The 15,176-nt window shown below is 62.3% G+C and carries 8 protein-coding genes and 4 pseudogenes; 9 read left to right on the forward strand and 3 right to left on the reverse strand.

What is annotated here, in order from left to right; translation table 11 throughout:
- The first annotated feature begins 43 nt into the window (after window positions 1-43).
- The 6 genes and pseudogenes from AC0L7P_RS18505 to AC0L7P_RS18530 all read left to right on the forward strand — a co-directional run bounded on the left by AC0L7P_RS18505 (window position 44) and on the right by AC0L7P_RS18530 (window position 8,763).
- Window positions 44-1,018 carry an ABC transporter permease gene (locus AC0L7P_RS18505; RefSeq protein WP_473435782.1) on the forward strand — a complete coding sequence of 325 codons (975 nt, stop codon included), beginning with the start codon at window positions 44-46 and terminating at the stop codon, window positions 1,016-1,018.
- A pseudogene (locus AC0L7P_RS18510) lies at window positions 1,018-1,952 on the forward strand (ABC transporter permease). Before AC0L7P_RS18505 ends, AC0L7P_RS18510 begins: the two are co-directional and overlap by 1 nt.
- Window positions 1,949-2,913 (forward strand): annotated as a pseudogene (locus AC0L7P_RS18515) (ABC transporter ATP-binding protein). The pseudogenes AC0L7P_RS18510 and AC0L7P_RS18515 overlap by 4 nt, the downstream one beginning before the upstream one ends.
- Entirely contained in the window at window positions 2,910-3,932 is a 1,023-nt protein-coding gene (locus AC0L7P_RS18520; protein WP_473435638.1) for an ABC transporter ATP-binding protein, read from the forward strand. Before AC0L7P_RS18515 ends, AC0L7P_RS18520 begins: the two are co-directional and overlap by 4 nt.
- A 458-nt stretch (window positions 3,933-4,390) precedes the next feature.
- Window positions 4,391-5,641: an efflux RND transporter periplasmic adaptor subunit gene (locus AC0L7P_RS18525; protein WP_473435639.1), complete on the forward strand. Its 1,251-nt coding sequence runs from the start codon at window positions 4,391-4,393 to the stop codon at window positions 5,639-5,641.
- Window positions 5,638-8,763 (forward strand): efflux RND transporter permease subunit, encoded by a 3,126-nt coding sequence (locus AC0L7P_RS18530; protein WP_473435640.1) that lies wholly within the window; start codon window positions 5,638-5,640, stop codon window positions 8,761-8,763. Before AC0L7P_RS18525 ends, AC0L7P_RS18530 begins: the two co-directional genes overlap by 4 nt.
- Window positions 8,764-8,823: 60 nt before the next feature.
- Here the strand turns inward: AC0L7P_RS18530 and AC0L7P_RS18535 are convergent.
- The 3 genes and pseudogenes from AC0L7P_RS18535 to AC0L7P_RS18545 form a co-directional block, all read right to left on the reverse strand.
- Window positions 8,824-10,364: pseudogene (locus tag AC0L7P_RS18535) on the reverse strand (tripartite tricarboxylate transporter permease).
- A gap of 12 nt (window positions 10,365-10,376) precedes the next feature.
- A pseudogene (locus AC0L7P_RS18540) lies at window positions 10,377-10,809 on the reverse strand (tripartite tricarboxylate transporter TctB family protein).
- An 86-nt stretch (window positions 10,810-10,895) separates the two neighbouring features.
- Complete coding sequence (locus tag AC0L7P_RS18545; protein WP_473435641.1) at window positions 10,896-11,885, reverse strand: Bug family tripartite tricarboxylate transporter substrate binding protein; 990 nt, start codon at window positions 11,883-11,885, stop codon at window positions 10,896-10,898.
- A gap of 165 nt (window positions 11,886-12,050) precedes the next feature.
- On the opposite strand from AC0L7P_RS18545, the gene AC0L7P_RS18550 reads away from it, so the two are divergent.
- Genes AC0L7P_RS18550 through AC0L7P_RS18560 form a run of 3 tightly spaced genes read left to right on the forward strand, consistent with a single transcriptional unit; the run spans window position 12,051 to window position 15,161 of the window.
- On the forward strand, window positions 12,051-12,722 hold the full coding sequence (locus AC0L7P_RS18550; RefSeq protein WP_473435642.1) for a response regulator: 672 nt from the start codon (window positions 12,051-12,053) through the stop codon (window positions 12,720-12,722).
- The gene (locus AC0L7P_RS18555) at window positions 12,715-14,112 is read left to right on the forward strand and encodes a sensor histidine kinase (RefSeq protein ID WP_473435643.1); all 1,398 of its coding nucleotides are present in this window, start codon (window positions 12,715-12,717) and stop codon (window positions 14,110-14,112) included. Before AC0L7P_RS18550 ends, AC0L7P_RS18555 begins: the two co-directional genes overlap by 8 nt.
- Window positions 14,109-15,161, forward strand: coding sequence for an ABC transporter substrate-binding protein (locus AC0L7P_RS18560; RefSeq protein WP_473435644.1), 1,053 nt, complete (start codon window positions 14,109-14,111; stop codon window positions 15,159-15,161). The genes AC0L7P_RS18555 and AC0L7P_RS18560 overlap by 4 nt, the downstream gene beginning before the upstream one ends.
- The last annotated feature ends 15 nt before the right edge of the window (window positions 15,162-15,176 follow it).

Below are 15,176 nucleotides of genomic sequence, written 5' to 3' on the forward strand. Positions count from 1 at the left end.
AGCCAGGCCGCACGCAGATGTGGCCGCCCAAAGCGAGGCCGGGATGTTCGGATACCTTATCGGCAGATTGATGCAGGCGGCGGTTGTCGTCTTTGTCATGTCTGTCATTGTCTTTGTCGGCGTCTATGCCATCGGCAACCCGATCGACGTCATGATCGACCCCGGCGCAACCCAGGAAATCCGCGAAAAACTGATCCGTCAGTATGGGTTGGACCAACCCCTGTGGCAGCAATATTTCACCTTTGTCGCCAATGTGGCGCAGGGGGATCTGGGGCGCTCGATGGTCTATAACACCTCGGTGACGGGGCTGGTGTTTTCGCGCCTTCCGGCCACTTTGGAACTGGTGTCGGTTTCGGTGCTTATCGCCACCGTTATCGGCATTCCCGCCGGGCTTTATGCCGGGTATCGCCCCAAAAGCATCGGGGCCAAGCTGATCATGGCGCTGTCGGTTCTGGGGTTTTCGGTTCCCACCTTCTGGATCGGCATGTTGCTGATCATGGCTTTCGCGGTTGAGCTGGGCTGGCTCCCGTCGGGCGGACGCGGCGAGGTGGCGCAATTTCTGTGGTTCAAGACATCCCTTGCCACATCTGACGGCTGGGCCCATGTCATCATGCCCGCGCTGAACCTGTCACTGTTCAAGATGGGCCTGCTGATCCGTCTGACCCGCGCTGGCATGGTCGAGGCGATGGGCGCCGAATATGTCCGCTTTGCCCGCGCGCAGGGGTTGCCGGACCGTCAGATCGTGTTCAGCCACATCATGCGCAATATCTCCATTCCCGTGGTCACGGTTTTCGGGCTTGAGCTTGGCTCGACCCTTGCCTTTGCCGTTGTGACCGAAACGGTTTTCAACTGGCCCGGGGTTGGCAAGCTGATCATCGACAGCATCCTGCAACTCGACCGGCCGGTGATGGTTTCCTATCTGGTGATGGTGGTGATCCTGTTTGTGTTCATCAACCTCACCGTCGATCTGATCTATGCCCGGCTTGATCCCCGTGTGCGTCTGAAAGGTGGTTCCTGATGGCACCGACCCCCCGCAAACGTCGATCCGGTGGCAATGTCATCCACCCCCCGGCGGAAACCCGCATCACCCGGCTGCGCAATTTCTGGTCGGATTACACCCAGTCCTGGGGCGCGATATTCGCGCTGATCGTGATTGTCGCGCTGGTGATCGGGGCCTTTGGGGCGCCATGGTTCGTGCCCCAGGATCCCTATGATCTGTCGAAACTGGATTGGGCCGATGCCTTTCTGACCCCCGGCACGGTGGGAACAGGCGGTTACACCCATCTGTTGGGCACCGATAACGCCGGGCGGGACATGGTATCGGCCATCCTGTACGGGCTGCGCACCAGTTTCGTCATTGGCCTGTCTGCCGGGGTTCTGGCGCTGGCCATCGGCATCACTGTCGGGCTGACGGCGGCCTATTTCGGCGGGCGGATCGAAGCGCTGCTTATGCGGATCGTTGATTTGCAACTGTCGATGCCCGCGATCCTGCTGGCGCTGGTGCTGGTGGCCATGCTGGGCCAGGGGGTGATGCAGATCATTCTGGCGCTGGTTGTGGCGCAATACGCCTATTTTGCCCGCACCACCCATGGGGCCGCATCGGTGGAACGGCGCAAGGATTATATCGAGGCCGCCCGCTCCACCCCCTGCCCACCCGCCGGGTGATGTTCAGACATCTGTTGCCCAACGTCATGCCGCCGCTGATCGTTGTGGCCACCGTGCAGGTTGCCAGCGCGATTTCCCTTGAGGCAACGCTTTCGTTTCTGGGGGTCGGCCTGCCGCTGACCGAACCGTCGCTGGGGTCGCTGATTTCGAACGGATTCAAATATATCCATGCCGGGCGTTACTGGCTGTCGATCTATCCCGGCATTTTTCTGATGATTACGGTCGTCGCGATCAACCTTGTGGGTGATCAGGTGCGCACCGTTCTGGACCCGAGGAACAGCCGATGACAGCCGCACTTGATGTTAAGGGGCTGACCACACAGTTCGAAACCCGCGCCGGCACCGTCACCGCCGTGAACAACGTCAACTTTTCCGTCGAACCGGGGCGCATTCTGGGCCTTGTCGGGGAAAGCGGATCAGGCAAAAGCGTGACAGGGTTTTCCATTCTGGGCCTGATTGACGAGCCGGGCAAGGTAACGGCAGGCACGGTCGAGGTGGCGGGCACCGATCTGCGCGCCCTCGCCCCCGACGACATGCGCCGCATGCGTGGCAACAAGGTCTCGATGGTGTTTCAAGACCCGATGATGACCCTGAATCCGGTGCTGCGCATTGGCGATCAGATGGCGATGGCCGTGCGGGTGCATCGGCCGATGAGCAAGCCGAAGGCGCTCGAAGAGGCCCGCCGCGCGCTTGAGATCGTCGGCATTCCGTCACCCGCCGAGCGGCTGAAGGCCTATCCCCACCAGCTTTCGGGCGGGATGCGCCAGAGGGTCGCCATTGCCATCGCCCTGCTGCACAGCCCGGCCGTGATTATTGCCGATGAACCGACAACCGCGCTGGACGTATCGATTCAGGGTCAGATTCTGGCCGAAGTGCGCCGTTTGGCGGATCAGACAAAGGCGGCGATCATCTGGATCACCCATGATCTGGCCGTGGTGTCCAGCCTCGCCGATGATATCTGTGTCATGTATGCTGGCCGGATCGTCGAACGTGGCACCGCCGAACAGGTCATCAACCGCCCGCGCCATCATTACACCCGGGGGCTGCTGGATTCCATTCCCGCCCTGCATGAACCCGGCACCGCCCTGCCCCAGGTACGCGGATCGACACCGCAGCTTTCACGATTGCCATCGGGGTGCCCCTTTCGCCCAAGATGCCCGGCGGCAACCGAAATCTGCGCAACCGCCCCCCCGAGGACAACAGGAACGGGCAGATTGTTATGTGCCATCACCCGTTGGAGCAGCCATGACCGAGCCCCTTTTGAAAATCAACGGTGTGTCCAAACGCTTTACCCGGATGCCAGGCCTGGCCGAACGCCTTGTCGGGCGCATCACCGGCGGGGGAAAACCCGTGGTTGTCCAGGCCGTCTGCGATGTAACGCTTGAGGTGGCGCGCGGCGAAGTCTTGGGCATTGTCGGGGAATCCGGCTGCGGAAAATCCACCCTTGGCCGGGTGGTGGCGGGCATTCACGCCCCCAGCGACGGCAATGTCACGCTGGATGGCAAACCCGTTGCACGATCCCATGGCGCGAATGTGGACAAGCTGACCACCCAGGTGCAGATGATCCACCAAGACCCTTTCGCCAGCCTCAATCCGCGCATGAAGGTTGGCGAAACCATCGCCGAAGGCCCGCGGTATCACAAGATCATCCCCGCCCGTGATGTGCAGCACAGCGTGCGCGAGCTGCTTGAAAAGGTAGGGCTTGAGGGCGCCTATGCCGACCGCCTGCCCCATCAGTTTTCCGGCGGGCAGCGTCAGCGCATCGCCATTGCCCGCGCCTTGGCCATGTCACCCGAATTGCTGGTGCTGGACGAAGCGGTCGCCTCTCTTGACGTGTCGATTCAGGCGCAGGTGTTGAACCTGTTCATGGAATTGCGCCGCACCATGGGGCTGACCGCGCTGTTCATCAGCCATGATCTGTCGGTTGTGCGCCATGTCTGTGACCGGGTGGCGATCATGTATCTGGGGCGGCTGGTCGAACTGGCCCCGGCCGATGTTCTGTATAAAGACCCCAAACACCCCTATACCAGCGCGCTGTTTGCCTCGGTGCCCACTGTCGGTGCGGGCAAACAGGTGTTTGAGGCGATCAAGGGCGAAATTCCCTCGCCCATTGATCCGCCGTCGGGCTGTGCCTTTCATCCGCGCTGTCCGCTGGCCGGGCCGCGCTGCAAGGTCGAGGTGCCGCGCCTGACGGGGGCGGGCGCCGGGCGCACCGTCGCCTGCCACCTCAACGATGGCGGCGTCGGCAAAGAGGCAACCGCAGCATAACCCGAACCCTGGCCCCCCGCATCACACGATACCTGTGGGCCCGGGCAAGCTGCGCCACTGATCGGCGCATCCTGCCGGGATGCGGGCGAAACAGCGTGCCCCCGCCACCCGGCGGAATGTTGCGGAATGCGCGGATCATTGTCAAAAGTGCCGATCGCTGTCACAGGGCGCTCGACAAACAATCCCTTGATGGGGCATTCTTGCCAGCGGAACAAAAACCAAAGGGGCCATGGAATCTGGCCCGGTTCCGCCGTATCTGAACCGCAAAACCATCTGAATGGTGTCGTGCCCTGTCAGGCAGAGACCATCACAAAGCCAAAAGGCGCCGCGCAGGAGGTTGAGAATGTGGCAGCCCTTCCAACCTCTGTCTGCTTTATTTTGATTTCGGCCCACTTTTTTCCGACGGAAACAACAACCACCAACGTTCAAGAGCCGGTCGATAAAAGGCGAACCCATCTATGCGTACCATTCTGACGGTCATTCTCTCTGCCGCGATCCTTGCTGGCGCCTATGTTTTCACATTCGGCGTTCCCGCACAGGTCGCGTCTTTCATCGACCCGGCCCCCGAAAGCGGGGCCGAAACCGGCACGGCACAACCGGCCTCGGCCCGCGCCGGGGCGCCGGGGGGCAGACGCGGCGGATCACGGATGACCACCGTGGTAACGACACCGCTGGAAATGCAGCCCTATGTCAGCACCCTGAATGCGGTTGGCACGGCAACCGCCCTGCGCAGCGTCAACGTGGTGTCCCGGGCCGCGGGCGAAGCGATCGAGGTAAACCTGTCGGCCAACCGCCATGTCGAGGCGGGCGACGTGTTGCTGCGGTTTGATGCGCGCACCCAGAACCTCAACCTTCAGATCGCCGAGGCCAAGCTGGCACAGGCCAGCGATACGGTGTCGCGCTATGAACGGCTGCATACCACCGGAAATTCGACGGTGACCGACGTGACCATGGCCGATGCCCGCGTTGCCCAGCAATTGGCCGAGGCCGCCCTTGGCCTTGCGCAGGTCGCGCTTGACGACCGCACCATCCGCGCGCCCATTGCCGGGCGGTTGGGCCTGAGCGACATTTCGATCGGTGACACCATTACATCGGGCAGCATGATCGTGACCATAGACGATTCCGACGCCCTGCTGGTAGACTTCGAATTGCCCGAACGCGCGATCGGCCTGCTGTCCGAGGTGCGCGGCGTGCTGGCCAGCACCCCCACCTTTACGGGCCGTGTCTTTGACGGTGAAATCGTGTCCTTTGACAGCCGCATCGACAGCGTAACGCGCAGCGTTACCGTCAAGGCCCGCATCGAGAATTCCGACGCGCTTTTGTGGCCCGGCATGACCTTTGCGGTGCGCCTTGAACATGAAGGCGATCCGCTGCCTGCGGTGCCGTCAACGGCGATCACCTGGTCGCGCACCGGGTCGGCCATCTGGATCGACCACGACGGAAGCGCCGAACAGGTTCCGGTCACAATTCTTTACCGACGCAACAACACGGCCTGGATCAAGGGCGACGTTGCCGAAGGCACGCTTGTTGTGACCGAAGGCGCCCAGAAACTTCGGCCCGGATCACAGATCACAACCCCCGATGCACCGGGCCGGCGGCGACCGGGCGGCAGCCCCGAACGCGGATCAGGCGAACGGCCCCAACACCCCACCTCGGAGAACGTGTCACACGACAAACCGGCACGCGCCCCCGAGGAGGAACCCGCATGAGCACAAATGCATCGCGCGCCGGTAAATCCGGTCTGGCCAATCTGTTCGTCGCCCGCCCGATTTTCGGCATTGTCATCAACCTTTTGGTCCTGATTGCGGGTCTGGCGGCCCTGACCGCCGTGGATGTGCGCGAAATGCCCGACGTTGATCGCCCGGTTCTGTCGGTGCGCACCAGTTATGACGGGGCGGTGCCATCGACCGTCGATCAAGAGGTGACGCAGCCCCTCGAAGATGCCCTGAGCGCGCTGGAGGGCCTGGCCTATATCGAATCGACGTCCAGCACCGGCAGCAGCCGCATTACCATCGACCTGTCAGAGGGCACAGATGTTGATGTGGCCGCCAATGAGGCGCGCGAGATCGTATCCGGCACCCTGCGCCAGCTTCCCGATGACATCGACGGTGATCCGACCGTATCAAAAAGCGACAGCAACGCCGACGCGATCATCCGGCTGGCCCTTTTGGGCAGTGCCACCTTTGACGAACTGACCGATCTGGCCGAAGGCGACATCTATGATCGCCTGTCGCTGATCGACGGCATCGCCGAGGTGAACGTGCGGGGCAACCGCGCCAACGAATTCCGCGTCACCCTGAACATCCCGTCCCTGCTCAGCCGTGGGTTGACCGTGTTCGATGTATCAAACGCCCTGACCTCTCTGCGCGACGACACGCCGCTGGGATCGCTGGAAACTTCGGTTCAGACCATTGCATTGCGCGTCGGCAACCCGAATGTGACCGTCGAACGCGTCAGCAACGTGTTGATCAACCCCAACACCCGGGTTGGCGACGTGGCGTTTGTCCAGCTTGTGCCGGAAGAAAGCAACGTCACATCCCGCCTGAATGGCCAGCCCTCTGTCGGGCTTGACATCACCCGGCAATCGGTGGGCAACACGCTGGAAATATCCAAGGCGGTCCGCCTTGCGGTTGAGGAATTGCGCCCAACCCTGCCCGAGGGCGTCCAACTTGTCATTGCGTCTGATGACGGGGTGTTCATCGAGGGCTCGATTGACGAGGTGATCAAATCCATCGGTCTGGCCACGCTGATCGTCGTCGCGGTGATCTTTGCCTTTCTGCGCTCGCCCCGGGCAACGATCATTCCTGCCGTCACGATCCCCGTGGCGCTGGTCGGAACGATCGCGGCGATCTGGCTGACCGGTTTTTCCGTCAACACGATCAGCCTGCTGGCGCTGGTTCTGGCCACGGGCATGGTGGTGGATGACGCCATTGTCGTGATCGAAAACATCGTGCGCAAACGAAAAGACGGCATGGGCGCCTTTGCCGCCGCCGCCGCAGGCACGAACGAAGTGTTCTTTGCCGTCATCTCAACCACCGCCACCCTTGCGGCGGTGTTCATTCCCATCTCGTTCCTGCCCGGACAGGCCGGCGGTGTGTTCAGCGAATTCGGCTTTGTGCTGGCCTTTTCCGTCACCCTGTCGTCGATCACCGCACTGACCCTGACGCCGGTTATGGCCGCGTTTCTGGACCCCGGCAAACCAGGCCCCGGGGCCGAGGGTGTGGCGCAAAAGCCCGGCCTGATTGCCCGCACGTTTGACGCGGTGATGGATCGCGCCATCCGCGCGCCGCTGATCGTGCTGGCGATTGCCGGGGGGTTTGTCATCATCGCGGTGGGGGCGGCGGGAACCCTGTCATCCAGCATCACCCCCGACGAAGACCGGGGGTTTTTCCTGATTCAGGCGCGCGGCCCGGCGGATACGACGGTTGAATACCTTGAAACCCAGGTCACCCAGATCGAGGCGATCCTGACCCCCTACCGCGAAAGCGGCGAAATCGCCGCCGTGCAGAGCATCATCGGCATTGGCGGCGGCACCAGCGCCTTTATCGTCGTGCGCCTGTCCGACTGGGCCGCACGCGCCCGGTCGCAATCCGACATCATCGCCAGCCTCAGCGGCCAACTGGCCCGCGTGCCCGGGGTGCAGGTCAACGCCCGTTCCGGCAACAGCCTGAACATCCGGGGGGCCGGGCGCGGTCTGACGTTTGCCGTCACCGGGTCGGATGTCGATGCAATAACCGATGCCACCGCCGATCTGGTCGCGGCAATGGCGGGCGACAGCACCTTTGTGAACCCGCAACTGTCGGGCGACAGCGTGCAGGCGCAATACGAGGTGCGGGTTGACCCGGAAATGGCCGGTGTCTTTGGTTTGACCGAGGCCGAAATCAGCAAGACCCTCAGCGCGATGGTGCAGGGGCGTGTCGCCATTACCGTGTTCGAAAACGATACCGAAACCGACGTGAACGTGGTGCCCGGCGGGCCGCCCATCGACGACCCTTCAGATCTGGAATCGGTCTATCTGCGTCTGCCCGGCGGGTCTTATGTGCCGCTGTCTTCGGCGGCCACATTGGTGCCTGTCGTCAGTCAGGCGTCGATCAGCCGGCAGGGCGGTTCCCTGGCGGTGTCGGCCCAGACCAATCTGGGCGAAGGCGTGGATCTGGGAACCGCGATGACCCGGCTTGGCGATATCGCCGCCAACACCCTGCCCAAGGGCATGGGCATCATCTTTACCGGCGAGGCGGCGTCGCTGAGCGACAGTCAGACGGGCATGTATATGGTGTTTGGCGCGGCCTTCGTTATTGTCTTTCTGGTGCTTGCCGCCCAGTTCGAAAGCATCGCCAGCGCGGTTGTCATCATGCTGACCGTGCCCTTTGGGTTGGCCGCCGCCCTGTTCGCGATCTCGCTGACCGGCGGGTCGCTGAATTATTACAGCCAGATCGGGTTGGTCATGCTGATCGGGGTGATGGCCAAGAACGGCATCCTGATTGTCGAGTTCGCCAATCAGTTGCGCGAAGCGGGCCAGGACATCGACAGCGCCATCCGCGACGCCCTGCGCCTGCGCATCCGGCCTGTCATGATGACGATGGTGTCAACCGTGTTCGGCGGGCTGCCCCTGATCATCACCTCGGGCGCCGGGGCCGAGGCGCGCATCGCCGTGGGCTGGGTGATTGTCGGCGGGCTTGGCTTTGCCACCGTGTTCACCCTGTTTCTGACGCCCGTTTTCTATCGCTGGATCGCGGTCTGGGGCGCCGAACCGGGCATGGCATCAAAACGGTTGCGCGATGAAACCGCGGCCGCTGGACCATTGCCACCGGCGCAAACCAGCGCCGGCTGACGTTTCGCAGGGCGCGGGCGGGGCTGAAACCGGGATCAGCCAACCGCCCGCGCCTGTGGTTCAATCCGAAATCGCGCCTTCGTCGTCGCGCCGTTCGTGCATCCGGGCCTTGACCTTGCGCCCGACAATCAGCGGCAGGATGAACCCGACGATGGCGACCGTCCACAGGCCAATGGCCAGCGGGCTGTCGATCAGGGTGAACCAGTTGCCGTTGTCGATGGTGATCGCGCGACGCAGGTTGTTTTCCATCGAATTGCCCAGAAGCGTGCCAAGGATGATCGGCACCAAAGGCACGTCCAGCTTGCGCAGCACCCAGCCCAATATGCCAAAGCCCACCATCACCAGCAGATCAAACGACGACCCCGAAATGCCATAGATGCCAACAAACGACACCATGGCAACAACCGGCATCAGGATGCGCGGCGGCACCATCAGCACCCGGGTGAACAGACCGACCATGGGAATATTCATCGCCAGCAACATGAAGTTCGCGATGAACAGCGCCGCGATCAACCCCCAGACCACATCGGGGTTTTGCGAAAACAGCAGCGGCCCGGGCGTGATGTTCAGGGACAAAAGCACCGCCAGAAGAACCGCCGTCGTGCCCGACCCGGGCACCCCCAGCGCCAGCATCGGCACCAGCGCCCCCCTGCGGCGGCGTTGTTGCCCGCCTCGGGCGCGGCCAGACCGCGCGGATCGCCCTTGCCAAAGGTTTTGCTGTCCTTGTCCACCAGACGCTTTTCAAACGAATAGGAAATGAACGACCCAAGCGAGGCCCCTGCCCCGGGCAGCACCCCCGCGATAAACCCGAGAAGGGTGGATCGGATCATCGTCGGCGTTGTTTCCTTGATCATCGACATGGGCGGCGTCAGGCGGCCCACCTTGATCTTGGCCGCTGTACCATCGGCCTCGCCATGGCGGTTTTCAAGAAAGATGAACACCTCGGACAGGGCGAACAACCCGACAATCGCCACAAGGAAATCAAGACCGTCGTAAAGATGAACCTCGCCAAAGGTAAAGCGCGGCACGCCGGTCTGGGTATCGACACCGATCATGGCCAGCCCAAGCCCAAGCGCCGCCGCAAACGCGGATTTGGCCTGATTGGTCGACGACACGCCGCCCAGCGTCATGAAGGCCAGCGCAAACAGCGCGAAATATTCCGCCGGGCCGAACAGCAGCGCAATCTTGACCAGCTGCGGCGCCAGAAAGATCAGCCCCCAGGTGGCAAAGAACGCCCCGACGAAAGAGGCGATGCCGGACAGGGCCAGCGCCTCGCCTGCGCGGCCCTGTTGCGCCATGGGATAGCCGTCAAGGCAGGTCATCATCGCCGGTTCATCACCGGGAATATTCAGCAGGATCGACGAAATCCGCCCACCATACATCGCCCCGTAATACACCGAGGTCAGAAGGATCAGCGAGGCCGTCGGCCCAAGCCCCAGCGTGAACGCCAGCGGAATCAGGATCGCAACACCGTTCGAGGGGCCAAGACCGGGCAAGGCGCCCATGATCGTGCCCAGAAAACAGCCCAGAAGGGCCAAAAGAATATTTTGCCACGTCAACGCAATGGCAAAGCCGTCAGCAAGGGATGAAAGGGTATCCATGGGGAAGCGTCCTTAAAATCCGAGGGGTCCGCGCGCGAGCCGACAGGCCCAGCACGAGGTGAAAAACGACATAGATGCCCAGCGACGTGCCAACACCCGTCACGACCGACGCCAACAGCCCCGACCCCAACCGCCATGTCAGATAGCCGGCGGCAAAAAAGGTGGCGATGACGAATCCGACAACCGGCAACAATTCGGCATAAAGAACCATGACCACGACCGCGGCCAGAATTTCGGCCAACCGGCCAAGACTGGGCCATGTCGGGGCGGCGTCGGGTTTCAGCGCGATCACGATGGAACTGATGCCCAGAATACCGGCGATGATAAGCGGAAAGGCCTTTGGCCCTACGGCGTCTGACAGAAAGCTTTCTTCGATCGTCAATGCAGCCATGGCAAAGCCGATCGCAAGAAGAAGCCCGACGACACCAAAGATGCGATCAGACATTGGAAATTCCTTTGATGGGGGGCGCTGGAACGATGGGGGCGCCGCAATGTCATGCGACGCCCCTGTCATTGGCGGTAATCAAGGGCTTACTTGATGATGCCGATGTCTTTCGAGATGGCCTGAATGTCGGCCACGTTCTTGGCAACAAAGGCCTCGAACTCGGCGCCTTGCAGGTTCAGCGGGGCCAGACCGTTGTTGGCCATGACCTTTTTCCATTCGTCGCTGGCGTAAAGATCGGCGATCTTGCTGACCCATGCCTCATAGGCTTCGTCGCTCATGCCGCCGGGGGCGTAAAAGCCGCGCCAGTTGGCACCGATGGCATCCACGCCCTGTTCCATGGCGGTGGGGAACTTGGCGAAATCGCCCTCCAGACGCTCGGGTGCCAGAACGGCCAGCACGCGGATATCGCCGCTGTCCACAAAACCCTTGGCCTCGGATGCGTCACCGGTGAACGCCTGCACGGAACCGGCCAACAGTTGGGTTACCGCCTCGCCGCCACCGTCAAAGGCGATGTATTTCACCGAACGCACGTCCTTGATGCCATAGGCATTGGCCGCGATCAGCACCTTCAGGTGATCCCAGCCGCCAACGGCAGAACCGCCCGCGATGGAAACACTTTTCGGGTCGTTCTTGATCTGATCCAGCAGCGCGGGCAGATCGGCGATGTCGCTGTCAGCCGCCACGGCGATAACGCCGTAATCGGCCCCCACGGATGCCAGCCAGCGCACCTGATCCATGGTGTTGCCCGGAAAGGCGCCCTGTGCCAGACGGGTGGCCGTTGCCGACGACGCCGCGACGATCAGGTCGTTGTCGTCGTTGCGCTTGTTCACCACTTCGGCATAGGCCACGCCGCCGCCGCCGCCTGCAAGGTTCACAACCTGCATGGTCTTGTCCAGCAGGCCTTCGTCCTGAAGCATCTTGCCAACCTGACGGCAGGTGAAATCCCAGCCGCCGCCGGGGTTCGCGGGGGCGATGCATTCGGGGTTTTCGGGGGTGAACCCCTGGGCCGATGCGGCCAGGGCCGATGCGCCCAACAGGGCGGCGGCAATGGTCAGGCGGGTTGCCTTCATAATCATGTAATGTCCTCCACATTCTATTTCTGCCGGGCCGTAGGGCCGCCCGGGGTCCGTGCCAACGCACCGCTGGAATTGCGGTCTCCTCGCGAATGGCTGATACTGGGATATGCGACAAAGCTGTCGCGAACCTGTCATGCCACAGGAATTGGCCGCAAAGGGGGGATGATGCGGGTATTGATCGTGGAAGATGCCGCCGATGTGGCCGATGCCGTGGTCGCACGGTTGCGCAAATCCGGCATGGCCTGCGATGTGGCCGATTGCGCCGAAATGGCCGAGGATTTTCTGGCGGTGCAGAAATATCAGGCCATCGTCCTTGATATCAACCTGCCCGACCGCAACGGAACCGACCTGTTGCGCGACATGCGCCTGCGCGGGGATCGCACGCCGGTTTTGATGCTGACGGCCCTGTTTTCGGTGGATGACCGGGTGTCGGCCCTGAATCTGGGCGCCGATGATTATCTGGTGAAACCCTTTGACCACCGCGAACTTGACGCGCGCCTGCGCGCCCTGATGCGGCGCGAGGCCGATCAGAAATCCGACGCGGTGTCCCTTGGCCCTCTGACGTTTTCAGAGGCGACCCTGACCGCCAGCCTTGATCTGAAACCCCTCGAACTTACCCGGCGCGAGGCAACGCTTCTGGGGCTTTTGTTGCGGGGGCAAGGGCAGGTCATCAGCAAACAGCGCCTTTATGACGGGCTGTTTGCCTTTGACGATGCCGATGTGGGCGTCAATGCGATCGAGCTGTACATCGCCCGCCTGCGCAAGAAAATCGCCCCCTCGACGGTGCGGATCGAAACCCAGCGCGGGCTGGGCTACAGGATTTTCAACGATGATTAACCCGATCCGCCGCGCCCCGCGCACCTTGCTTGCGCGGGTGATGACCGGCGTGCTGTCCCTGCTTGTGCTGGGCGGGGTTGTCGTGGCCGTCGCCGCCTTTGGATACGGGCGCAGCGCGGCGCGGCAATCCTTTGACCGGCTGTTGGTTGGCGCCGCACAGGACATCGCGGAATCGGTCAGCATTTCCGACGGCGCCCCTGTGGTCGATCTGCCGGTTTCGGCGTTCGGGCTGTTGTCTCTGGCGGCGGATGACCGGATTTTTTACGCGGTTCACGGGCCGGATGGCGTGCTGCTGACCGGCTATGACTGGCTGGACCGGCGCGAGGTGGCACAGCAGGATCTGCCCGGTCCCAGCTTTTTCGATGGGCAGATGCAGGGCGAACCGGCCCGCTTTGTCACCGTGGCGCGGCGGTTTGCCGAACGGGCCTATTCGGGGCGCATTCATGTGACCGTGGGCCAAACCCTGCGCGCGCGCGGCGCGATGGCGCTGGATCTGACGACCCACGCCCTGATCCTGACCGGGATTGCCGGAATCGCGCTGATGATCGGTGCCTTTCTGGTGATCCGTTCGGCGATGCGCCCGTTGAAAGGCATGACCGCCGAACTGTCATCGCGCGACCCTTATGATCTGACACCGATGCCCGCCGACGGACCCGCCGAAATTGCGGTGATGATGCAGGCGATGAACCGGTTCATGCAGCGGCTTGACCGGCAGGTGGGGGCGATGAAAAACCTGATATCCGACACGGCGCACCAGTTGCGCACCCCGGTGGCCGCGATCCGGGCGCAGGCGGAACTGGCACTGGAGGACGATTCTGCGCAACGGGATCAGCGGCTGGAACGTCTGGTGCGGCGCACCCGGTCCCTTGGCGCGCTTCTGGATCAGATGTTGTCGCGCGCCCTTGTCATTCACCGCACCGAAAATGCCGCCCCGACCCCGGTTGATCTGCGCTACATCGCCCTGAGCGTGCTGGAAAGTCTGGATCAAGAAACAGCAACCCCCGAGGCCGCCGTGCAACTGCACATCGACGAGGCGGCGGTGATGGTTCTGGCCGATGAAATTTCATTGGGCGAGGCGGTCAAGAACATGCTGGCCAATGCCCTGCGCCATGGCACGGCGCCGGTGATTGTCGGGGTTTCCATGCCCGAAAGTGGCCCGGAAATCTGGGTGCAGGACGGCGGCTCTGGCCCCCCTGCCGATGTCTTGGCCACGATCGGCCAGCGGTTTGAACGCTCGGCGGCCTCAAAGGGAAACAGCGCCGGCCTTGGCCTGTCCATCGTGCGCGCTGTCGCGCTGGCCTTTGACGGGGAAATGGAAATGGGCCGTGTCGCGGATGGATTCCGGCTTACCATGAAATTCCCGCCCTATCCCGCGGGGGCCAGCCTGTGATCCGCCGTCTGATGGCCCCTTTTCTCTGCCTTATGCTTGGCACCGCCCCCCTTGCCGCCCAAGAGGCCGTGGCGCAATTCGCGGCACCGGGGGCAAACCCCACGTCGAATTTGACCGTGCGCTCCACCACCGACATCGCGATTCTGCGGCCCGCCTTGCAGGCCTTTGTTGCCCTCAACCCGGACATCCGGCTGATGTATGAACAATGGGGATCGAACGCGCTGTATGATGCCAGCCTTGCGGCCTGCGAAAACGCCAATCGGGAGGTGGACGTGATCATTTCGTCGGGCGTGCATCAACTGGTCGATCTGGTGAACCGGTCCTGCGCCAGCCCCTACAGCTCGGCCCAGACGGCCACCTTGCCGGTCGCGCGGCGCTGGCGCAACGAACTCTGGGGCATCACCCAGGAGGCGGCAGTTATCATCTATAACAAAGACGCCGTAACGCCCGAGGATGCCCCCCGCACCCGGTTCGATCTGTTGGATCTGATGCGGCGCAAACCCTTGGTCTATATGGGCAAGATCGCCACCTATGACATCGAGGAATCGGGCCTTGGCTATCTGTTTGCGTTCATGGACAGCCAACAGGCGACAACCTTTGGGGGCCTTCTGGAAGGGTTCGCAAGGGTCGATGCCGTGGCAACCTGTTGTTCTGCCGAAATCATCGCCGGGGTCGAAAACGGCGACTATCTGCTGGCCTATAATGTTCTGGGGTCATATCTGGATTTTGCATCCTACGAACATGTGGGCGTTATTTACCCCGAGGATTACACGCTTCTGCTATCGCGCGCGTTCATGATCCCGAAATCGGCAGGCGATCCGGGCAGTGCCGCCCTGTTGCTTGATTTTCTGTTGTCCAATGCCGGGCAGATCATATTGTCCGAAAGCAGCCTCGTGCAGAAACAGAGTTTCGATGAGGACGGGCTTCAGGAAAGCATTCACCGCTATATCGCCATCGACCCGACGCTTCTTGTGGCGATGGACCGGCAACGCCGCGCGATTTTCGTGGGAAACTGGCGCGCGACGTTTGATGACATCGCCCCAAGATAGGCCCCCTTGCGGGGG

The sequence above is a fragment of the Oceaniglobus sp. K40-3 genome (assembly GCF_055808395.1).